Origin of the sequence: Afipia sp. GAS231 (assembly GCF_900103365.1) — a bacterium.
GTDB lineage: Bacteria > Pseudomonadota > Alphaproteobacteria > Rhizobiales > Xanthobacteraceae > Bradyrhizobium.
Map to the genome: position 1 here is coordinate 3,344,128 of NZ_LT629703.1, position 19,357 is coordinate 3,363,484.

The following is a 19,357-nucleotide window of genomic DNA, read 5'->3' on the forward strand; positions in this document are numbered from 1 at the left end:
GTTTGGGAGGAGCGGCAATGAGCGGGTATGACGTCGCCATTATTGGGTACGGTCCAACCGGAATGACCCTGGCTGCGCTACTTGGCCAGATGGGTCACCGTGTGGTGGTGCTTGAGCGTTACACCGAACTCTACAACCTTCCCCGCGCCGCCTGTTTCGACGACGAGATCATGCGGACCTTTCAGAAGTTAGGTCTCGTGGACGAGATCAGCCGCGGTGCGGAAGTCCAGCGCGGTTACGAGTGGATCAACGCGTCAGGCGAAACCCTGGTTGATTTCGAATACGACAACCCGGCGGCGGGTGGCTGGGCCGCCCTCTATATGATGTTCCAACCGTATATCGAGGCCGTGCTCGACCGGCACGACAAGGCTTTGCCCAACGTCGAGGTGCGCCAGGGCGTCACCATCTCCGGGATCGAACAGGACGGCGAGGCGGTCACGCTTCGCGGCACAGGCCCCGATGGCAAGGCGGTGACGGTTCGAGCCAGCTACGCCGTCGGCGCCGACGGCGGCAACGGCTTCACCCGCGGCAGGCTGTGCCAAAAGGTCGACGACTACGGTTTTCAGGAAAACTGGCTGGTTTGCGATTTCCGCCTCAACAGCGGCGTAGTCCTCCCCAAATTCAGGCAGGTTTGCGATCCGGCGCAACCGACGTCCATCGTCAATATCGGTCCGGGACATCATCGTTTCTCCTTCATGCTCAACCCGGGCGAGACCGCGGAACATGCGACGAAGCATGAAGGCGTCTGGTCGCGCGTCAGCCGATACCTGGGCAAGGACGACGCCGAGATCATCCGCGTGGCCAACTATGTTTTCCGCTCACGGCTGGCGGACCAGTGGCGCCATGGACGGGTATTTCTCGCCGGTGACGCCGCCCACGAGATGCCGCCGTTCCTGGCTCAAGGCATGTGCTCGGGCATCCGCGACAGTCACAATCTGGCGTGGAAACTCGATCTTGTCCTGTCAGGCAAAGCCGACGATGTCTTGCTGGATACCTATCAGGCTGAACGCGAACCCCACGTCCGCTTCATCACCGAAAAGGCCATTGAGCTCGGCCGCGTCCAGACCATGCGCGATCCGGTTCTGGCGCGCGCGCGCGACGAGCGACTTCTCGCCAAGCGAAAAGCGAACCAGGGGCCGGATAAATTGCGGTACCCCGGCCTCTCCGGCGGCCTCATCGCCGGCAACGGCGCGTTCTTTCCGCAAGGGATCGTCGGCGCAGGTGGCCGCAAGGGGCTGTTCGACGACATCGTCGGCGGAGGCTGGTGCATCGTCGCCGAACCCGGCGTGCTCGACGCGCTGCCGGCTTCGTGCCTGGAAGCCTGGAAGGCCTTCGGCGGACGAACCGCGGTCGTTGCCGGGCCGACGACTGCCGGCGCGCTTGAAGATGTCGACGGGACCTACGCCAATTGGTTCGCCGCCCATTCGTGTTCGCTCGCGGTGATACGCCCGGATTGGTACGTCTACGGCACCGCACGCGACAGCCACGGGCTTGCCGAATTGCTCGACCGGCTCGCCCGATCGCTCAAGCCTCAAGCGATGCTTGCTTCCGCGTGAACGTTATCGCGACCTGATCGGGCCGTCCCCGATCCCGGCTTCCGACTTAACCACGCTGCTCATTTTCTGACAGCGATCGACCAACAAAACAGGAGAGCTACAATGCAAGGCAAGGTCGCACTGGAGGAGCACTTTGCTCTGCCTGAAACGGTCCAGGACAGTGCGGGCTTCGTGCCCGGCGATTACTGGGTCGAGCTCAAGGCGCGACTGCTCGATATGCAGGACCGGCGCCTGCGCGAGATGGACGCCAATGGCATTGAGGTGATGTTGCCGTCGCTCAACGCGCCCGCCGTGCAGGCGATCCCCGATCGCAAGCAGGCGATCGAGATCGCGCATCGCGCCAACGACTTTCTCGCCGGCGAAGTGGCCAAGCGCCCGGACCGGTTTCAGGGCCTGGCCGCGCTGCCGATGCAGGATCCGGACGCGGCGACCCGCGAGCTGACGCGCTGCGTACGCGACCTCGGCTTTCGCGGCGCTTTGGTCAACGGCTTCAGCCAGGTCGACGACCCCGCCGACGCCACCTATTACGACCTGCCGCAATACCGGCCGTTCTGGGCAGAGGTTGAACGGTTGGGCGTTCCCTTCTACCTGCACCCGCGCAATCCACTGCCGCAACACGCCCACATCTACAGCGGCCATCCCTGGTTGCTCGGTCCAACCTGGGCCTTCGCGCAGGAAACCGCGGTGCATGCGTTGCGCCTGATGGCGTCCGGCCTGTTCGATGTGCATCCGAACCTGCGTATCGTCATCGGCCATCTCGGCGAAGGTCTGCCCTATTCGATCTGGCGCGTCGACAACCGCAACGCCTGGGTCAAGGCGCCGAAGACTTATCCGGCGAAGCGACCGCTCGGCGAATACTTCCGCGAGAACTTCTACATCACCACGTCAGGCAATTTTCGCACCCAGACCCTGATCGACGCCATGCTGGAAATCAGCTCGGACCACATCCTGTTCTCGGCCGACTGGCCGTTCGAGAATATCGACCACGCCGCCACCTGGTTCGACTCCTGCACGATATCGGAAATCGATCGCCTGAAGATCGGCCGCACCAACGCGCTAAAACTGTTCAAGCTCGATGGCGCTTGAGCTGTGAGTTCCTGAAGATGCGGCCTCAATAACGGCGCTGCACGATAAAGGACACACTGGGAGGGCTCAATGACTGCAAGCACGAGTGTCGACGTTAACAACGAACTCGCCGAGGCGAGGGTTAGCCCGCTTCATATCCAGCTTGGCCTCATCATGGCCCTGCTCACGTTCTTCGATGGCTATGACACCTTCAACCCGGCCTATGTGATCCATTTCGTCATGGGCCCATGGGGTCTTGCCAAGGGACAGGCGGGACTGCTGGTTTCGAGCGGCCTGGTCGGCTTTCTGATCGGCGCGGCAGCGCACGGCATTATCGCCGATCGCTATGGACGCCGCGTGACGCTGCTCGGCGGCCTCTGGATCACCAGTGCCTTTACGCTGGCGACGCCGATTGTCGGCGATTCCTTCGTCAGCTTCTGCGCCGTCAGGGTATTGACCGGCCTCGGCCTCGGCGTCCTGCTGCCGCTGGCGACGACCTACATCAACGAGCTGGCTCCCCGCCGTCTGGCGAACACGTTTTCGCTCTGGGGCGTGGCGCTGGGCTGGGCCGCGGGAGGTACTTTCGCCGGGATCGTTGGCGTGTTCCTGACCCCGATTTACGGCTGGCAGGTGCTGTACTGGATCGGCGCGCTTTCGATCCCGCTCACCATCGTGCTGCACTTCATTCTGCCTGAATCGGTCAAGTTCCTGGCCGCGCGGGGACGGACCGACGAAATCAAGACCCTGTTGTCCCGGCTCCGTCCGGAGCGAGCCGCCGTCTATGCAAATGCAAGTTTGGACGTCCAGGCGGCAACGGTGCGGAAAAACTCGATCGCCGTCCTGCTCGCTCCCGACTATCGGCGCAAAACGCTCACGATCTGGACCGCGGCATTTCTCAGCCTGTTCTGCATTTTCGGCTTAACCGGCTGGATCCCGACGGTGATGATGCAGCGGGGCGAGACGTTCGCGGCGAGCTTCGGCTTCGGCGCGCTGATGCAGGTGATGTCGTTCCTGGGCGGGCTGACCTGCGGCCACCTGGCCGACCGGCGCGGCACGAGCCGCGGGGTGCTTTCGACATGGTGGGCGATCGGCGGCCTCGCGGTGCTGGCGTTGATTCCGTTCAACATCCAGATCGTCAATTTCGTCTCGGTCGCAGCCGCCGGCTTTTTCGTGATCGGTGCGCAGTTCGTGTTGAACAACTTTACCGCCGCGTCCTACGAGACGAACGTTCGCGCCACCGGCGTCGGCATGATGTTGAGCGTCGGGCGGGTCGGCGCCATCCTCGGACCTTTCGTCGCCGGCGAACTGCAACAGATCTTTCAAGGACCGACGGCGATGTTCCTTGCGATCGGAGCCGCGGCTCTGGTGGCCGCCACCGCGATTGCCTCCCTGGCGGCCGACAGGCGCATCGCCCTTGATCTGCTCGAGGCCAGCGCGCTCCACGGATAGGACGCGTTTCGTACCACGAAGCGGGCCTCGACATGGCCCGCTTCCACCCCTCATGGCCATTCTTGCAACGCGAGGTACCTCATGCGTCCGTTCGTTTACAACGCACTCCCTGCGCGCGTCGTCTTTGGCGTCGGCACGATCGGCCAAGTCGCGGATGAAGTCCGTCGTCTGGGCTGCCGTCGCGCCTTGATCCTTTCGACGCCGCAGCAACAGGGTGAGGCGGAGCGGCTGGCCTCGCACATCGGCGATCTCGCCGCAGGCGTGTTTGCCGGCGCGGTCATGCACACGCCGGTCGAGGTTACGGAGCAGGCCATCGCCCGTCTGCGCGATCTCGGTGCGGATTGCACCATCGCGCTTGGCGGAGGCTCCACCATCGGCCTCGGCAAGGCGATCGCGCTTCGGTCCGACCTGCCGCAGATCGCAATCCCGACGACCTATGCCGGATCCGAAGCGACGCCGATCCTCGGTGAGACCGAGAATGGTCGAAAGACGACGCAGCGCAGCCCCAGGGTTCTGCCGGAAGTGATCGTCTACGATGTCGATCTCACGCTCACGCTGCCGCCTGGGCTTACAGCGACGTCGGGCATGAACGCGATGGCCCACGCCGTCGAGGCGCTGTACGCGCAGGATGCCAACCCCGTCACCTCGCTGCTTGCCGAGCAGGCGATCGGCATTCTGGCGCAGGCGCTGCCCCGTATCGTTCAGAACCCTCGGGATCGCGCGGCACGCGCGGACGCGCTCTGCGGCGCGTGGGCGTGCGGCACCTGCCTCGGATCCGTCGGCATGGCGCTGCATCATAAAATTTGCCACGTGCTCGGCGGCAGTTTTGGGTTGCCGCACGCCGAGACCCACACCGTCATGCTGCCTCATGCCACGGCCTTTAATACGGCGAGCGCTCCCGAAGCGATGGCCTGCGTCGCGCGCGCGCTGGCGGCGACCGACGCCGCGCAAGGGTTGTTCGATCTCGCCGGCGAACTCGGCGCGCCGCGAAGCCTGCGCGAGATCGGCATGCCCGAGGGCGGTTTGGACGAGGCGGCAGACATCGCTGTGATGTCCCCGTATTGGAACCCACGCCCGATCGAACGCAATGCGATCCGGGCGCTGCTGCAAGACGCCTACGATGGCCGGCGGCCGGACACCGCGTTCTATCCGACAACGCCGACGGAGACGGTCAATGTATGATCTGAACGAAGATACCATCACCGACGCCGTGCTGGCCCGGTTCGCGGAAACTCCCGATCGGCGATTGAAGCTGCTGGTGCAGGCGCTGGTGCGTCATCTGCATGGCTTCGTGCGGGAAACCGAGCCGACCTTCGAGGAGTGGCGCGTTGCCATCGATTTTCTGACCCGCACCGGCCAGATGTGCTCGGACGTCAGACAAGAGTTCATTCTGCTTTCCGATGTGCTCGGCGTTTCGATGCTGGTGGATGCGATCAACCATCGCCAGCCCGAGGGCGCGACCGAGACCACTGTCCTTGGCCCCTTCCACGTCGTCGGCGCGCCGCAGCCCGCGCATGGCGCGGATATCTCGGCCGGCCTGCCGGGTGAAAAACTTCTGGTCGAGGGCACCGTGGTGGCGGCGTCAGGCGAACCCGTCTCCGGGGCTGTGGTGGAAGTCTGGTCGGCGGATCAGGACGGGTTTTATGATGTGCAGCGCTCCGATCTGGATGGTTCAGCACTGCGCGCAACGTTCCGCGCGGATCAGGCCGGGCGGTTTCATTTCTGGACCCTGATGCCGGCGCACTACCCGATTCCGGCTGACGGCCCGGTGGGGGATCTATTGGGCGCCACCGCCCGTCATCCCTACCGGCCGGCGCATGTGCACTTCATGATTTCGGCTGCGGGCCACGAGCAACTGGTCACACACATCTTTGCCGAGGGTAGCCCTTATCTCGACAGCGACGCCGTGTTTGGGGTCAAGAGCAGCCTGATCCAGCCGTTCGAGCCGAAGCCGCCGGGTGCCACACCGGACGGCCGCGTGCTGGATCAACCCTGGCGGCACTTGGTCCGTCGCTTCGGACTCAAGGCTGCTGGCACATCCAAACTGGCGAAGGCCAGCTGAACACGGAGAACAGAAATGCAAGACAGCAAGCGCCTCATGGCGCGGTTCGTTGAGTTCATCAACACTGCGAGCGAGAAGCTCGCCGACGAACTCATCTCGCCAAAGGCGATATTTCACGTTCCCGGTCGCCCCGAGCCGGTGGTCGGACCTGCCGGCTATCTTGAGATCATCGCGATGATGCGCAGCGGCTTTCCGGACATCCAATGGACCCTTGAGGAGACGATCGCCGAGGGAGACAATATTGCCGCCCGCTTCACCATGCGCGGCACGCACCAGGGAAGCTTCTTCGGAGTTCCGCCCACCGGAAAGAAAATTGCCGTACAGGCGATGAATTTCTATCGCTGGTCCAACGGACAGATCGTCGGGGAACGTGGACAGCCCGACATGTTAGGACTGATGCAACAAATCGGCGCGGCACCCATGTGACGCGTGGTGTATGCCCTCCTAACCGGCTGCGTCCGTGGATCGATCACGCCGGCACGTTCGGGTCCGGCATCAGCTTCGGATCGGGCTTGTTGACCAGATAGAGCCCGGCGATGACCAGCAGCGCCGCCGCACCAAAAGCGATTGTGAGCTGGTCCTTCATGATGAAGTAGGCGGCGACGACGCCGAACAGCGGCGTGATGAAGGTGAAGGCCGACAGTTTGCTCGCCGAATAGGTTTTGACCAGCGCGAACCACAGAACGAAGGTGCAGCCGACCACCCAGATCGCCTGATAGGCCAGCAGCGAGATCGACAGCAGGCTCGGCACACGGCTGATGGTCTCGCCCGACAGAAACGACGCGCCGGCCAAAATCGGGATCGACACCGCGACCTGGTAGCCGAGCGCCTTTTCCGGTGCGGCGTTGCGAAGGTTTGTTCCCTTGGCGATCAGCGTGGTTGCCGCCCACAGCGCACCGCCGGCGACCACCAGCAAATCGCCGAGCAGCACCTTGGCATCAACATTCGGCTGCGGCACGCCGATCGCAAGCGCCACGCCCGCGAAACTCAGGGCCAGCCCGCCCCATTGCAAGGCGGACAGCCGCTCGCCGAGAAACTGATAGGAGCCTAGGGCGACGAAAAACGGGGCGGTGTAGAGAAATACCGCCGCGCGCGACGCCGAGGTGAACACCAAACCCGTAAAGATCAGCACGAATTCGACCCCGAACAGCACGCCCGCGAACAGGCCGGGAAGAAGCGAGCCATCTCGCTCAAAGAACCTGACGCCGCGAAACCAGCCGACCGCCAGCATCACCGGCAACGCGCCGGCGGAACGGATCAGCGCCTGCATCATCGGCGGCACGTCCGGCAACGCCAGCTTGACCGCGATCTGGTTGAAACCCCAGCTCAGGCACAGCATCAGCATCAAGGCGATGGCGCCCGGCGTGAGCGCACGCGCGGCGGAAGACGTTAGCTGATTGGAAGACATCGATCCTCGTGGCCGGCTTGGCGCCGTGTTGTTCTCAAGATTCAGGCTTGACTCACCCCGTCATTGCGAGCGGAGCGAAGCAATCCATCTTGCCGCTGGCGAAGCATGGATTGCTTCGTCGCTTCGCTCCTCGCAATGACGGGTGAGGCTCTCATATTCCCGGCTATTTCTGACAGTGGGCGCAGGTGCCGGCGATTTCGACGACCGAGAGTTTTGGCGCAAAGCCGGTCGCGCGCGCCGCGGCATTGAGGCTTTGCGCGACGGGCGCCGCCGGAATTTCGCCGACCGAGCCGCAATGGTCGCAGATCAGGAACGCGACCATCGAGGTTTCGTCGTGGTCATGCGCGCAGGCGAGGAAGGCGTTGCGGCTTTCGATGCGGTGAACGAGGCCGTTCTCCATCAGGAAATCGAGCGCGCGGTAGACCGTGATCGGCGCCGGCCGCGGCATCGACTTGGCGAGTTCGTCGATCACCTCATAGGCCCCGAGCGGACGGTGGCTGGACAATAGCGCCTGCAGCACCTGACGCCGGATCGGGGTGAATTTCTGCGCCCGCCGCAGGCAAACCTGCTCGGCATGCGACATCGCGTCCGCGGTGCAGCGGCCGTGATCGTGGTCGGGCGCGGGAAAGGTCGGTTTGGCCAAGGTCATCTCTTTCATTTCATAGCATTTTCGCGGCCAATCCCAAAGTGCGCGGCTCAGCGGTTGCCAGCCATGCCGCAGGCGCGGGTCACGTCCTTGTTAACTCCCGATGCAGGATTAATAAGCTAGCTTATTATAGCTAAAGCTTATGGAGGCGGGGGCTAATGCGCGGTTCCGTGGATATGAACTTCCTGTTTACGCTGGGCGAATTGCAGCGGCTGGTGCGCGCTTATGCCGACAAGCAGGCCGCGCGCCACGGCATTACCCGCGCCCAATGGGCGGTTTTGGCCAAGGTGGAGCGCACCGAGGGCCTGAAACAGACCGAACTGGCCGAGCAGATGGAGATGCAGCCGATCACGCTGACCCGGCTGGTCGACAAGCTCTGCAACAATGGCTGGATCGAGCGCCGCGGCGACGAGACCGACCGCCGCGTCAACCGCCTCTATCTGAAGAAAGCGGCGCGACCGCTGCTCGGAAAACTCGCCGGGCTGCGCTCGGAAATCACCACGACGGCGCTCGAGGGCATCAATCCCGCCGATGCCCACCGCATGCTCGACCAACTCGACCTGATCAAAGAGAACGTACGCAATGCCATCCAAAATCCAGCCGGCGAACCTCCCCGAAAGGAGCAGCGCTATGGCTGATCCCGTCCTCAAATTCCCGGCCGAACAAAAAGGCAGCCCGGATTCGCCGTCGCGGCCGAAGCTCGCCGCCGAACCGCGCCGCCGGCTGATGGCCGGTCTGCGCCGTTATCGCCGCGTCCTGTTGCTGGTGGTGCTGCCGCTGGTCGCCGCGATCGCCGGCATCACCTTCTATCTCAACGGCGGCCGCTACGTGACCACCGACGACGCCTATGTCGGCGCACAGAAAGTACTGATCACGCCCGATATCTCTGGCAAGATCGAGAAGGTCGTCGTCAAGGAAGGCCAGCAGGTCAAAGAAGGCGACGTGCTGTTCGAGATCGACCCGGTGCCGTTCCGGCTGGCTCTGGCGCAAGCCAAGGCAACGCTCGATCAGAGCAAGACGACCTATGACAATCTGGTCGCCAACATCAAGATCTACGGCCAGATGCTCGACCTGGCGCAGCAGGGCGTCGACCTGAAACAGCGCGACGTCGATCGCAAGCAGGCGCTGGTGAAGAGCAATGTCGGCTCGCAGCTCGACCTCGACAATTCCGGCACCGCGATGGTGACGGCCGCAGCGCAAGCCCAGTTCGTCAAGCAGCAGCTCTCCAACGCCAAGACCCAGTTGCTCGGCAATCCCGACCTGCCGCTGGAGGAATTCCCGCCCTATGCCCAGGCCAAGGCCAACTTCGACCAGGCCGAGCGCAATCTCGATCACACCGTGATGCGCGCGCCGATGGCCGGCACCGCGACCCAGGTCGATCAAATCCAGCTCGGGCGCTTCGTGATGGCAGGCGCGCCGGTGTTCAGCATCATCGACACCGCGAACCCGTGGGTCGACGCCAATCCGAAGGAATCCGATTTCACCTATGTCGCGGTCGGCCAGACCGTCGAACTCGATGTCGATGCGTTTCCCAACCATGTGTTCAAGGGCACGGTCGGCTCGCTGTCGCCGGGCACCGGCGCGCAGTTCGCGATCCTGCCGCCGCAGAACGCATCCGGCAATTTCGTCAAGGTGGTGCAGCGCGTGCCGGTCCGGATCTATTTCGACAAGGATGACAAGTTCGTGCGCAAGCTGAAGGCCGGCATGAGCGTCTACGCCACCATCGACACCAAACACAGCCGTTCGCTGGCGGCCCTGCTCGGCTTCGCGCCGGCCGCGGCGGGCCACGAGCAGGACTAGACGCCATGCCGACGCCGGATCCGTCACCTTCAGCCGTTCCCGGCCTGCGCCGGAACATGGTGACGATCTGCGCCATGACGGCGACGATCATGCAGGCGCTGGACACCACCATCGCCAACGTCGCGCTGCCCTATATGCAGGGCACGCTGTCGGCCTCTCAGGACCAGATCAACTGGGTGCTGACCTCCTACATCGTTGCGGCTGCGATCATGACGGCGCCGGTGGGCTGGATCGCCAACCGCTTCGGCCGCAAGAACATCTTCATCGTCTGCTCCGGCGGCTTCACCATCGCGTCGGTGCTGTGTGGCCTGGCGCAGGACATCAACCAGATGGTGCTGTTTCGTTTGCTGCAGGGCGTGTTCGGCGCGGCCCTGGTGCCGCTGTCGCAGGCCGTGATGCTCGACTCCTACGCGCTGCATGAGCGCGCGAAAGCGATGTCGATCTGGGGCATGGGCGTGATGATGGGGCCGATCATGGGGCCTTCCCTGGGAGCGTGGCTGACCGAAACCTATTCCTGGCACTGGGTGTTCTTCGTCAACCTGCCGTTCGGCATCTTCACCGTGCTCGGGCTGATGATCTTCATGGACGAGACCAAGAAGGACCTCAATCTGCGCTTCGACTGGTTCGGGTTCTCGGCGCTGGCGATCGCGATCGGTTCGCTGCAGCTCGCGCTCGACCGCGGCGAGCAGCTCGGTTGGCTGGAATCCAACGAGATCATCGGCGAATTCATCGTCTCCGCGATCGGCTTCTACTATTTCTTCGCGCATTCGTTCACGACTTCAAAACCGTTCATTCAGTTCGCGCTGTTCAGAGACAAGAACTTCGTCGGCGGCTGCGTGTTCATGGCTGTGATGGGACTGGTGCTGTATTCGACCATGGCGCTGTCCTCGCCGTTCCTGCAGAACGTGATCGGCTACCCCATCATCACGGCGGGCGTGCTGCTGGCGAGCCGCGGCTGCGGCACCTTCGTCGCCATGATGCTGGTCGGACGGGTGATGCGCTATGTCGAGGCGCGCACGCTGATCATCACCGGCCTCAGCCTGACCGCGGCTTCCCTGTTCCAGATGACGGGTTGGACCGATCAGACCGGCGTCACCGACATCGTGGTGGTCAGCATCATCCAGGGTTTTGGCTTTGGCCTCGTGTTCGTGCCGCTGTCCACGGTGGCGTTCCTGACCTTGCCCGGGCATCTGCGCACCGACGGCACCTCGATGCTGACCTTGATGCGCAATGTCGCCAGCTCGATCGGCATTTCGATCGTGATCTCGCAACTGACGCAGGGGTCGACCCGCGTCTACGCGGTGCTGTCGGAACACGTCAGTCCGTTCAACCACGCCATGCAGATGCCCAACGTGCGCGGCATGATCGACCTGTCGACCGACGCCGGCCGCGCCATGGCGGACGCCATGGTGAAAATTCAGGCGCAGATCATCGCCTTCTCGCAGGACTATCAATTGGTAATGATCTTCATCCTGGTCTCGATCCCGCTGACGATCATGATCGGTTCGACCAAGGCCACGCTGCGTGCGCAGTCGGCCGCACCTGATCACGCGGTGATTGAATAGCGGTTCCGCGCCGATTCAAATCGAAGTCATCCTGCGCTAACCAACGCCTTGCTCAGCACCGTCCGCCATGCGCCCGGATCCATGCTGGTCTCCGGGCCGACCGCGTAGGTCTCGTAGAGACCGTCAGCGGTTGTGTGCCCCGCGGCCTTGATCATCGCGATGAATTCGCCCCACGCGCCGCCGAGGCCTTCATAGCCGCCATGATAGGTGGTCTGCGCGATCGTCATGGCCGGCCACTGTCCGGGCCGCACGCGACCTACAGGTGCGACGGCTGCGGCGACCGGCAGGCAGATTTCGAAATCGAAGACGGCGCCGGGATCGCGCACATGGTGGGTGAACCATGGGCCGACCACCGCAATGTTCTGCGCGGCGACGGCGGCCTTCAATTCCATCAGGCCCGGGCCCATGACCTTCTGAATTTCCGCGCGCGGCACCTGGATCGGAATCAAGGCGATAGGCTGTGACGCGGTTTTGACGGTGCGAAGTGGTTCGATCATGGCGGTGTTCCCGATATCGACTCAAGCGAGCCCGGACGAATTGATGAAGCTCTCGAGCCGGACGTAACTCGCTTCCATGCCGTGCTCCATGCCGCTCGCCAGCATCATGGCTCGCGTCGCCGAATCCGGCAGCGTCATCCGCATCGTCATCAAGGTGCCGGAACCGTCAGGCGTGAACGTGGTGACGATGTGATTGTCCGGTGTCGGATCGGGCATGTGCATCCGCTCGATGTGAACGAGCCGGCTGAACGGCACCAGTTCGACATACTCACCGGTGACGTAGAAGCCGCGGCCCTCCCCATTCGACCACTCGTAGCGAATCTTGCCGCCCGGGCGCGCCTCGTTGATACAGACCGGCATGGTCCAGCCGTCGGGGCCGAGCAGCCACTTCTGGATCAGCGCTGGCTCGGTGTGTGCGCGGTACACGGCCTTGGGCGGCGCTGCGAAATGCCTCGTTACAACGACATGCGTATCGCCCTCGGTCTTCATCGTCATTTTGCTCACGGGATTGCCTCTCACTTTTCGGTTTTCATCGCGTCGAGAACATCGTCCAGCCGGTTGTAATTCGCGGCCAGCGCCTGCCGCAGCATGCCGAGCCACTGATCGATTTCGGTCATCGCCGTCGGCGCCAGCCGGCACGGCCGCCTGGTGCCGTCGATGCGGCGCATGATCAGGCCGGCGCCTTCGAGGACCTTGAGGTGACGCGAGATGGCCGGCTGCGTCATGTCGAACGGCTCGACCAGCTCATTGACCGTCGCCTCGCCGAGCGCGAGGCGGGCCAGGATCGCCCGGCGGGTCGGGTCCGCCAGTGCGGCAAAGGAAGCATTGAGGTTCGACATATCAGCCCCGTTATATAACTAATCTATTATATAACTAGATGATAATTGTCAACCCTTCGAAAAAGTCATTTTTGTCAGTAGCTTGTCAAATACAGCCGGGATCACCTGCGGCGATCGACCAAGTCAGAAATCGCTGGCGGTCGTTCGTCACGGCCAAGCTGCGGCCAAGACTTTTTTGGCCGCTTCCAGCGCGCGCCGCGCCCGCGCTTCCGCATTCAGCGTCTTTGCCAGCGTAACGGTTGGCGCTTCGATGCTGATCGGAATATCCACCGGCATCGTCCGGGCCAGCGAAACCAGATCGATGCCGCCTTCGCCCGGAAACATCCGCTCGAAGCGGGCGGCATGCATCATTTCTTCTGATGTGGCTGGGCGTTTGGCTGGGCCGTCGCAGAGCTGCCAATAGTGCAGCCGGTCGGCCGGAATGCGCACGAGTTCGCCGAGCAGGCTTTTCGACCGGTCGAAGTGCAGCGCATCGACCAGCACGCCGGCATTGGGTTGCCCGACCTGCGCAACAATGCGGTTGGCGGTGCGCAGATCGGGGACCGATGTCCAGGGCATGAATTCGAGATCGGCGGTCAGTCCGTGTGGCGCCGCGGCTTCGCAAAATTTGGCGAAGCGATCGGTAAAGCGATCCAGGTCGGGATCGTAGCCGGCGACCAGGATATTCTTGGCGCCGAGCCGCGCGCCGGTTTCGAAAAAGGCGGCGAAGGTGGCAACTTCGGTCTCGGGGCGGAACGCGACGACTTCGAGATCGGCGACCGTAATGCCTGACGCGTCGAGCCGGGCGAGCGTCTCTTTCAGTGCCGCTTGATCGTCCATCAGAGGATAGGCCAATCCGCCGGGCACCGCCGCCAGCAGCCGAATGCCGACATGGTCGTAGCCGCAGGCCGCCGCGACCTCGACCAGCTCCGGCGGTGCCAGTTCGAGAACCGTCAGGGCGGCAAGCGAGAATTTCGGCATTATCCAAAATCTGCGATGCGGGCATCGAGTGCGAATAGGCCTTGATACACCTCGGCATCGCCGATGTCGCCGACAACGTCGGGCGCCATCTCAGCCATCTCGCGCAGCGCGTGGCGGAGCGACGCTTCGTCCAGCGCCTCGACAATCAGGAGGCCGGCAAAAATCCCCTCATTCTTGCGCATGCCCTTTTCTTTGGTCGGCACCGAGGTCCGGGCTAGGTCGGTGACGCCGATCTGCACCGCCGCGATGCCGTCAAGGGCAGCGATATCGGCGGCCAGCTTTGCCGGGTCCTTTGGCAGGTTCTCAATGCGTAGCGCCACCACGGCCGAGCCTTCGCCGCGGCCGGCGCGCGCCGCCATCACCCCGCCGCCGCGAATGAAGTTTCCCAACAGCGGCATGATCCGTTGCGACCACGGCGTCGGCGCGTTGAGGCGCGCCAGATAGGCGGGGCCGTCGAGAACCTCCGGCGATTCCAGTTCGTAGAGAATGAAGAAGCGATTGAGATCGGAATGCGTCATCCGGAACACGCGGGACGCCAGAAAGCCTTTTGTCGTCACCCGTTCGGTGGTGTGTTCGCGCGTCAGCCAGTGCCGGTAGTCGGTCAGATGTTTCGGCTCGACATCGCTCCAGATCGCGAGAAAGCCTGTGCCACGCATCGCGATCTCCCTCGCTAGGCTTTGAGGCCATGCAGCGGCGCCGGCACCCCATCCGGCAGCTTTCCCAACCGTTGCACGGCGGCCAGCATCGCGGCGAGGTAGCCGTAAGGCCCCATACCGCAGATCACGGCGGTGGATGCGCTCGACGTGATCGAGTGCCGGTGCAGTTCGTCGCGGGCGTGGATATTGGAGATGTGGACCTCGATCTTCGGCCCTTCGAAGATTTTCAGCGCATCGATCAGCGCCACCGACGTAAACGAATAGGCGGCCGGGTTCATGATCAGGGCGTCGAACTTGCCATGCGCCGACTGGATCCAGTTCACCAGTTCGCCTTCCAGGTTGGACTGGTGAAACGACAACTCGACTCCGAGATATTTCGCCAGCGCCTCGCAGCTCTCTTCAATCTGCTTCAGCGTGGTCGCGCCGTAGATATGCGGCTCGCGGATGCCCAAGAAATTCAGGTTCGGGCCGTTCAGGATCATGATCTTGGTGGCCATTGTGCCTCCCCACTCCATATGGCGCCGCGAATGGCTGCAAACAGCGCCGTCGACATGCCCGCGGCAGCGGCGCCGATGACGACAACATCATAGCGTAGCGCGGCGTCGGCAAGTCCGGAATGGAGCAACGGCGTCTCCTTCAGACGTCGAAGAACACCGTCTCGTTGTCGCCCTGCATGTGGATGTCGAGGCAATAGACCGCGTTACCGCTGCCGGGCTGGCGCATCGCAATCAAGGTCGCGCGGCGATCGGCCGGCACCAGCGCCAGCACGGGATCGGCGGCGTTAGACCCCTCACCATCGAAATAGATCCGCGTATAGAGATGCAGCAGCATGCCGCGCGCGAACACCGCAAGCACCAGATGCGGCGCCTGCAGCTTGCCGTCGGGATCGGCGACTTGCCCCGGCTTGATGGTGTCGAAGGCATAGCCGCCATTAGCGTCGGTGCCGATGCGGCCAAATCCCTTGAACGATGAATTCGGCAGCGCGCGCTTATCCTGCGGATCGGCGAAGCGCCCCTGGGCATCGGCCTGCCAGATTTCCAGCATGCAATCCGCCATCGGCGCACCGTCGCCGTCGAACACCCGGCCCTCGACGCGAATGCGTTCGCCCGACGTATCTGGGGTGACGAGGTTGTTGCTGAACGCGTCGTTCCAGTCGTATTTGCCGTTCGAGGTCAGTCCATAGGCGAAATACGGACCGACGGTCTGCGACGGGGTGACTCCCTGCGGCTTGGTGGATGGCACTTACTTGGTCTCCATCGGCGTGGCGTTGCGGCCGCGCAGCACAATGTTGAAGCGGTAGCACAGCGCCCAATCCGGCTGCGTGTTCTCCAGATCGAAATCGGAGACCATCCGGTTGCGCGCCTTCTCGTCGGTGACCGAATTGAAGATCGGATCGAACGGAAACAGCGGATCGCCGGGGAAATACATCTGCGTCACCAGCCGCGACACAAAGGAATGGCCGAACACCGAGAAGTGGATGTGGGCCGGACGCCAGGCGTTGTGGTGATTGCCCCACGGGTAAGCGCCGGGCTTGATGGTGACGAAACGGTAGTAGCCTTGCGCATCGGTTTGGGCGCGGCCGGCGCCGGTGAAATTCGGATCAAGCGGCGCCGGATGCTGGTCAACGACGTGGACGTAGCGGCCGCAGGCATTGGCCTGCCACAGCTCGACCAGCGTATTCGCTACGCCGCGGCCGTCTTCGTCGAGCACATGGCCGTGCACGATGATGCGCTCGCCAAGCGGCTCGCCCTTGCCCTGCAAGGTGAGGTCGTGATCGTTCTCGCGCACGGTCTCGTGGCCGTAAACTGGCCCGGTCAGTTCCGACAGCGTATGCCGCATCGGAATCAGCGGCCTGGTCGGCGAGCGCTTGACGGTGCTCTTGTAGCCGGGCGACAGCCGCGGCGGATGCGCCGCGAGACTGCTGACGGGATAAACGAGTGTCATGACGAATTCCTCCCAGGCTTTGCCTTGCCGGTGAGCCCTGCGCCGATCATTATAGGATATAACTAATCCGGAAAAGGCCTGTTTTCGGCCTGTCCGGACCGGCCTTCATTCTCTCTGCAGGCTGACCAGCGCCCATGCTTTAAGCGATCCTGCCGCAACAAATCAAACCCTTCAATCGGCGCGCGATCAGGACGGCGCGTCGAAGTCGTAAGAAATACGGCCGGCGGGAAGGTAGAACAAAGCGATCACGGTACCGCCCTTCACTTCGGGGAAATGCCGGCTGCCTGGATCCGGCGCGGTCCATCCGGGTCCCTGCCAGCCTTGCAGGCCTTTCAGTTCGGCGCCCGCATCGATCGGAACCACCATGTTCAATTCACCGTAGGGATGGCCATGATATTGACCGCGCAGAACCTCCGCGCCTTCATCCGAGAACGCGCGGGGATCCTTGCTGTTCATATAGACCGCGGTAATGCTGAAATGGAACGTCTCGGGTGAGGGCTCCAGGATTCGGCTGCGCCGATAATTGGCGCCCTCGACCTCCTGGTTCGCCGCCCACCCCTCTTCGATTCCCAGTCTGACCAGGCGCGACAACTCCCGGTAGAGGTCGCTGTCTTCGCCGTATTTTTCGTTCAACCACTTTTCCATCGTGGCGCCGGGCGTCATGTCCTTGATCTCCCGAAGAAACGGTATGCTGCGCTCGATCAGTTCCTCACGATGTCCCATCGTCGTTCTCCTGCTTTACCCGTTGATACCCAACCAACCCAATGATCTGCGCTAGCCGTCGAAACCGATGAATTTCGCAAACTCGCCGACCGGCGCTTTCGGCATCAGGCTGCCCGCGTTCGCCAACGCCTGTTCGGCGAAACCGAGCGACATGCCGCAGACCACCATTTCTTCGTCCGGTATCTGCAGCAGCTCCCGGAGCACGGCGTGGTATTTCGCGAAGGTCTCTTGAGGACAGGTCTGCAACCCGCGTGCGCCGGCGGCAAGCATCACGTTCTGCACGAACATTCCGAGATCGAGCCAGCTTCCGATCTGCAGGCGGCGGTCGATGGTGAAGATCAGGCCCAGCGGCGCGCCAAAGAACAGGTAGTTCTTCGCGGTCTGCCCGGCGCGGCCGGCTTGGTCCGATTGCGCAATTCCGAGCGCCCCGTAAAACAGCCGGCCAAACTGTTCGCGCCGCGACAAATAAGGCTCCGGCAATTGCGGCGCATAGTACTGGTATTCCGACTGATGCTGGTGGCGCGCCTCATGGTGCGCCTTCAGGAGCGCGCGCGAAACGTTATCCTTCTCGGCACCCGCCAGCACATAAGCGCGCCACGGCTGAATGTTCGCCCCACTCGGTGCGAACCTCGCCACGTCGAGAATGTCCTCGACCGTCTGCTTCGACACCGGGCGGCTCGAAAATGCCCGGCTTGCAAACCGCTGCTTGATGACGCTGTCGACGGCCTCCCGACGAAAATCGTCGTCGCCACGTGATGCAGCCGGAACAGCTACTTTCCGCTCAACAGAGGACATCCGCCCGTCTCCTGAGGTTTGAAAGCTTCGTCACCCGGAATCGTCGCCAGGTATTTGTAATAGTCGAACTTGTATTTGGACTCTTCCGGCGACTTCACCCTGAACAGATACATGTCTCGCACCAGACGGCCGTCCGGGCGGATCCTGCCGTTCTTGGTCATGAAGTCGTTGACCGGCAACTCCCGCATCCGGCCCGCCACCGTCGGCCCGTCCACCGTGCCGACACTCTGGACCGCTTTCAGATAGTGCATCACGGCGCCGTAAGTGCCTGCGTGAATCATGGTCGGCACCTTCTGCGTTCGCTCGATGAAGCGCTTTGACCAGGCTCGCGTCTCGTCGTTCAGATCCCAGTAGAACGCCGAGCTCAGGATCAGGCCCTGGGCACTCGACAATCCCAGACTGTGAATGTCGGCGATGAACACCAGAAGACCGACCAGCTTCTGCTTCCCCGTGACTCCGAATTCGCTGGCCTGCTTGACGGCGTTGATGAAATCGCCCCCCGCATCCGCCAGGGCAATGGCATCTGCCTGCGACGACTGGGCCTGCAGCAGGAAGGACGAGAAGTCCGAGGTGTTGATCGGATGCTTGACCGCACCGACCACACTGCCACCTTGAGCGGCGATCACCGCCCGACTATCCGCCTCGAGCTGGGCGCCGAAAGCGTAGTCCGCCGTCAGGAAATACCAACTCTTGACGCCGAGCTTCGAGACGGCCTTCGTCGTTGCCTGCGACAGGGCGTAGGTGTCGTACGTCCAGTGGATCCCTGTCGGCGAGCATTCCTCACCGGTCAGGCGTGAGGTCGCCGCACCGGTCGCAAGAAACAGCTTCTTCCTGTCGCGAGTGATGCCCTGGACCGCCAGCGCCACCGCGGAATTTGGAACATCGAGAATCACCTCGACGGCTTCATTGTCGATCCACCGCCGCGCCGTCGCGCCGCCGACGTCGGCCTTGTTCTGGTGATCTCCCGAGACCAGTTCGATCTTTCGTCCAAGGACGGCACCCCCGAAGTCCTCGATCGCCATCTGGGCGGCCACGACCGAGCCCGGACCGCCGTTGTCGGCATAAAGCGAGGACATATCGGTGAGAACGCCGAGTTTCAGCGGCCCGGTCTGCGCATCGGCCTCCCGCATTCCACTGAGCGAAGCGGCAAGGATGGCAAGAACGGCAACCGCCCTGACTGCTCTGGCACTGCGTGCTTCCGCTGACATCGTCGCTCCCTCGGTTGTCGGCTTCCGGTATTCCCGGAATCCGCCCCTTGCGGAAGTGAAACTCTTTCAAGGTCGGAATGCGCCGGGTTCAGTTCGCCCGAAATGCGCGCAGAACCAGCACGGTAACGGGCACTCAGCGGTTAGCTCGGGCATGACATTGGGGCCGACCCGATGTAGCTCTATG

22 protein-coding genes are annotated in these 19,357 nt (G+C 63.0%); 9 read left to right on the forward strand and 13 right to left on the reverse strand.

Annotated features, from left to right (window positions below):
- Window positions 1-17 precede the first annotated feature (17 nt).
- The 6 genes from BLS26_RS15815 to BLS26_RS15840 all read left to right on the forward strand — a co-directional run bounded on the left by BLS26_RS15815 (window position 18) and on the right by BLS26_RS15840 (window position 6,558).
- Entirely contained in the window at window positions 18-1,556 is a 1,539-nt protein-coding gene (locus BLS26_RS15815) for a bifunctional 3-(3-hydroxy-phenyl)propionate/3-hydroxycinnamic acid hydroxylase (protein WP_092512582.1), read from the forward strand.
- 102 nt (window positions 1,557-1,658) lie between these two features.
- Window positions 1,659-2,642, forward strand: coding sequence for an amidohydrolase family protein (locus BLS26_RS15820; RefSeq protein ID WP_092512584.1), 984 nt, complete (start codon window positions 1,659-1,661; stop codon window positions 2,640-2,642).
- Between the two features lie 69 nt (window positions 2,643-2,711).
- Window positions 2,712-4,070 carry an MFS transporter gene (locus tag BLS26_RS15825; protein ID WP_092512586.1) on the forward strand — a complete coding sequence of 453 codons (1,359 nt, stop codon included), beginning with the start codon at window positions 2,712-2,714 and terminating at the stop codon, window positions 4,068-4,070.
- A gap of 81 nt (window positions 4,071-4,151) precedes the next feature.
- Entirely contained in the window at window positions 4,152-5,252 is a 1,101-nt protein-coding gene (locus BLS26_RS15830) for a maleylacetate reductase (protein WP_092512588.1), read from the forward strand.
- Entirely contained in the window at window positions 5,245-6,132 is an 888-nt protein-coding gene (locus BLS26_RS15835; protein ID WP_092512590.1) for an intradiol ring-cleavage dioxygenase, read from the forward strand. Before BLS26_RS15830 ends, BLS26_RS15835 begins: the two co-directional genes overlap by 8 nt.
- A 15-nt stretch (window positions 6,133-6,147) precedes the next feature.
- The gene (locus BLS26_RS15840) at window positions 6,148-6,558 is read left to right on the forward strand and encodes an ester cyclase (RefSeq protein WP_092512592.1); all 411 of its coding nucleotides are present in this window, start codon (window positions 6,148-6,150) and stop codon (window positions 6,556-6,558) included.
- A 43-nt stretch (window positions 6,559-6,601) separates the two neighbouring features.
- Here the strand turns inward: BLS26_RS15840 and BLS26_RS15845 are convergent, their stop codons facing one another.
- Complete coding sequence (locus BLS26_RS15845) at window positions 6,602-7,540, reverse strand: DMT family transporter (protein ID WP_157676468.1); 939 nt, start codon at window positions 7,538-7,540, stop codon at window positions 6,602-6,604.
- 163 nt (window positions 7,541-7,703) lie between these two features.
- The gene (locus BLS26_RS15850; protein WP_092518102.1) at window positions 7,704-8,189 is read right to left on the reverse strand and encodes a Fur family transcriptional regulator; all 486 of its coding nucleotides are present in this window, start codon (window positions 8,187-8,189) and stop codon (window positions 7,704-7,706) included.
- A gap of 155 nt (window positions 8,190-8,344) precedes the next feature.
- On the opposite strand from BLS26_RS15850, the gene BLS26_RS15855 reads away from it, so the two are divergent.
- The 3 genes from BLS26_RS15855 to BLS26_RS15865 are packed head-to-tail and all read left to right on the forward strand — an operon-like array spanning window position 8,345 to window position 11,551.
- Entirely contained in the window at window positions 8,345-8,824 is a 480-nt protein-coding gene (locus BLS26_RS15855; protein WP_092512594.1) for a MarR family winged helix-turn-helix transcriptional regulator, read from the forward strand.
- Window positions 8,817-9,986: an HlyD family secretion protein gene (locus tag BLS26_RS15860; protein WP_092512596.1), complete on the forward strand. Its 1,170-nt coding sequence runs from the start codon at window positions 8,817-8,819 to the stop codon at window positions 9,984-9,986. Before BLS26_RS15855 ends, BLS26_RS15860 begins: the two co-directional genes overlap by 8 nt.
- A gap of 5 nt (window positions 9,987-9,991) precedes the next feature.
- Entirely contained in the window at window positions 9,992-11,551 is a 1,560-nt protein-coding gene (locus BLS26_RS15865) for an MDR family MFS transporter (protein WP_092512598.1), read from the forward strand.
- A 26-nt stretch (window positions 11,552-11,577) separates the two neighbouring features.
- Here BLS26_RS15865 and BLS26_RS15870 read toward each other — a convergent pair whose 3' ends face one another.
- The 11 genes from BLS26_RS15870 to BLS26_RS15920 all read right to left on the reverse strand — a co-directional run bounded on the left by BLS26_RS15870 (window position 11,578) and on the right by BLS26_RS15920 (window position 19,173).
- Window positions 11,578-12,048: a GyrI-like domain-containing protein gene (locus BLS26_RS15870; RefSeq protein ID WP_092512600.1), complete on the reverse strand. Its 471-nt coding sequence runs from the start codon at window positions 12,046-12,048 to the stop codon at window positions 11,578-11,580.
- 21 nt (window positions 12,049-12,069) lie between these two features.
- A complete protein-coding gene (locus BLS26_RS15875; protein ID WP_244541999.1) occupies window positions 12,070-12,543 on the reverse strand; it encodes an SRPBCC domain-containing protein in 474 nt (157 codons plus the stop codon).
- Between the two features lie 20 nt (window positions 12,544-12,563).
- Entirely contained in the window at window positions 12,564-12,887 is a 324-nt protein-coding gene (locus BLS26_RS15880) for a helix-turn-helix transcriptional regulator (protein WP_092512604.1), read from the reverse strand.
- 147 nt (window positions 12,888-13,034) lie between these two features.
- Window positions 13,035-13,847, reverse strand: a complete 813-nt coding sequence (locus tag BLS26_RS15885) for a sugar phosphate isomerase/epimerase (RefSeq protein ID WP_092512606.1) — start codon at window positions 13,845-13,847, stop codon at window positions 13,035-13,037.
- Complete coding sequence (locus tag BLS26_RS15890; RefSeq protein ID WP_092512608.1) at window positions 13,847-14,503, reverse strand: DUF4286 family protein; 657 nt, start codon at window positions 14,501-14,503, stop codon at window positions 13,847-13,849. Before BLS26_RS15890 ends, BLS26_RS15885 begins: the two co-directional genes overlap by 1 nt.
- A gap of 14 nt (window positions 14,504-14,517) precedes the next feature.
- Window positions 14,518-15,000, reverse strand: a complete 483-nt coding sequence (gene aroQ / locus BLS26_RS15895; RefSeq protein WP_092512610.1) for a type II 3-dehydroquinate dehydratase — start codon at window positions 14,998-15,000, stop codon at window positions 14,518-14,520.
- A 139-nt stretch (window positions 15,001-15,139) separates the two neighbouring features.
- Window positions 15,140-15,745 carry a protocatechuate 3,4-dioxygenase subunit alpha gene (pcaG, locus tag BLS26_RS15900; RefSeq protein ID WP_092512612.1) on the reverse strand — a complete coding sequence of 202 codons (606 nt, stop codon included), beginning with the start codon at window positions 15,743-15,745 and terminating at the stop codon, window positions 15,140-15,142.
- Entirely contained in the window at window positions 15,746-16,447 is a 702-nt protein-coding gene (pcaH, locus tag BLS26_RS15905) for a protocatechuate 3,4-dioxygenase subunit beta (RefSeq protein WP_092512614.1), read from the reverse strand.
- A 186-nt stretch (window positions 16,448-16,633) separates the two neighbouring features.
- Window positions 16,634-17,170: a DUF4863 family protein gene (locus BLS26_RS15910; RefSeq protein WP_092512616.1), complete on the reverse strand. Its 537-nt coding sequence runs from the start codon at window positions 17,168-17,170 to the stop codon at window positions 16,634-16,636.
- Between the two features lie 51 nt (window positions 17,171-17,221).
- On the reverse strand, window positions 17,222-17,965 hold the full coding sequence (locus BLS26_RS15915) for a nitroreductase (protein ID WP_092512618.1): 744 nt from the start codon (window positions 17,963-17,965) through the stop codon (window positions 17,222-17,224).
- Window positions 17,941-19,173 (reverse strand): ABC transporter substrate-binding protein, encoded by a 1,233-nt coding sequence (locus tag BLS26_RS15920; protein ID WP_092512620.1) that lies wholly within the window; start codon window positions 19,171-19,173, stop codon window positions 17,941-17,943. The genes BLS26_RS15915 and BLS26_RS15920 overlap by 25 nt, the downstream gene beginning before the upstream one ends.
- Window positions 19,174-19,357 lie beyond the last annotated feature (184 nt).

Excerpts from the sequence above, each read along its gene's own strand:
- BLS26_RS15815 (WP_092512582.1), top strand. The coding sequence starts at position 18 with ATGAGCGGGTATGACGTCGCCATTATTGGGTACGGTCCAACCGGAATG.
- BLS26_RS15820 (WP_092512584.1), top strand. The coding sequence starts at position 1,659 with ATGCAAGGCAAGGTCGCACTGGAGGAGCACTTTGCTCTGCCTGAAACG.
- BLS26_RS15825 (WP_092512586.1), top strand. The coding sequence starts at position 2,712 with ATGACTGCAAGCACGAGTGTCGACGTTAACAACGAACTCGCCGAGGCG.
- BLS26_RS15830 (WP_092512588.1), top strand. The coding sequence starts at position 4,152 with ATGCGTCCGTTCGTTTACAACGCACTCCCTGCGCGCGTCGTCTTTGGC.
- BLS26_RS15835 (WP_092512590.1), top strand. The coding sequence starts at position 5,245 with ATGTATGATCTGAACGAAGATACCATCACCGACGCCGTGCTGGCCCGG.
- BLS26_RS15840 (WP_092512592.1), top strand. The coding sequence starts at position 6,148 with ATGCAAGACAGCAAGCGCCTCATGGCGCGGTTCGTTGAGTTCATCAAC.
- BLS26_RS15845 (WP_157676468.1), bottom strand. The coding sequence starts at position 7,540 with ATGTCTTCCAATCAGCTAACGTCTTCCGCCGCGCGTGCGCTCACGCCG.
- BLS26_RS15850 (WP_092518102.1), bottom strand. The coding sequence starts at position 8,189 with ATGACCTTGGCCAAACCGACCTTTCCCGCGCCCGACCACGATCACGGC.
- BLS26_RS15855 (WP_092512594.1), top strand. The coding sequence starts at position 8,345 with ATGCGCGGTTCCGTGGATATGAACTTCCTGTTTACGCTGGGCGAATTG.
- BLS26_RS15860 (WP_092512596.1), top strand. The coding sequence starts at position 8,817 with ATGGCTGATCCCGTCCTCAAATTCCCGGCCGAACAAAAAGGCAGCCCG.
- BLS26_RS15865 (WP_092512598.1), top strand. The coding sequence starts at position 9,992 with ATGCCGACGCCGGATCCGTCACCTTCAGCCGTTCCCGGCCTGCGCCGG.
- BLS26_RS15870 (WP_092512600.1), bottom strand. The coding sequence starts at position 12,048 with ATGATCGAACCACTTCGCACCGTCAAAACCGCGTCACAGCCTATCGCC.
- BLS26_RS15875 (WP_244541999.1), bottom strand. The coding sequence starts at position 12,543 with ATGACGATGAAGACCGAGGGCGATACGCATGTCGTTGTAACGAGGCAT.
- BLS26_RS15880 (WP_092512604.1), bottom strand. The coding sequence starts at position 12,887 with ATGTCGAACCTCAATGCTTCCTTTGCCGCACTGGCGGACCCGACCCGC.
- BLS26_RS15885 (WP_092512606.1), bottom strand. The coding sequence starts at position 13,847 with ATGCCGAAATTCTCGCTTGCCGCCCTGACGGTTCTCGAACTGGCACCG.
- BLS26_RS15890 (WP_092512608.1), bottom strand. The coding sequence starts at position 14,503 with ATGCGTGGCACAGGCTTTCTCGCGATCTGGAGCGATGTCGAGCCGAAA.
- aroQ (WP_092512610.1), bottom strand. The coding sequence starts at position 15,000 with ATGGCCACCAAGATCATGATCCTGAACGGCCCGAACCTGAATTTCTTG.
- pcaH (WP_092512614.1), bottom strand. The coding sequence starts at position 16,447 with ATGACACTCGTTTATCCCGTCAGCAGTCTCGCGGCGCATCCGCCGCGG.
- BLS26_RS15910 (WP_092512616.1), bottom strand. The coding sequence starts at position 17,170 with ATGGGACATCGTGAGGAACTGATCGAGCGCAGCATACCGTTTCTTCGG.
- BLS26_RS15915 (WP_092512618.1), bottom strand. The coding sequence starts at position 17,965 with ATGTCCTCTGTTGAGCGGAAAGTAGCTGTTCCGGCTGCATCACGTGGC.
- BLS26_RS15920 (WP_092512620.1), bottom strand. The coding sequence starts at position 19,173 with ATGTCAGCGGAAGCACGCAGTGCCAGAGCAGTCAGGGCGGTTGCCGTT.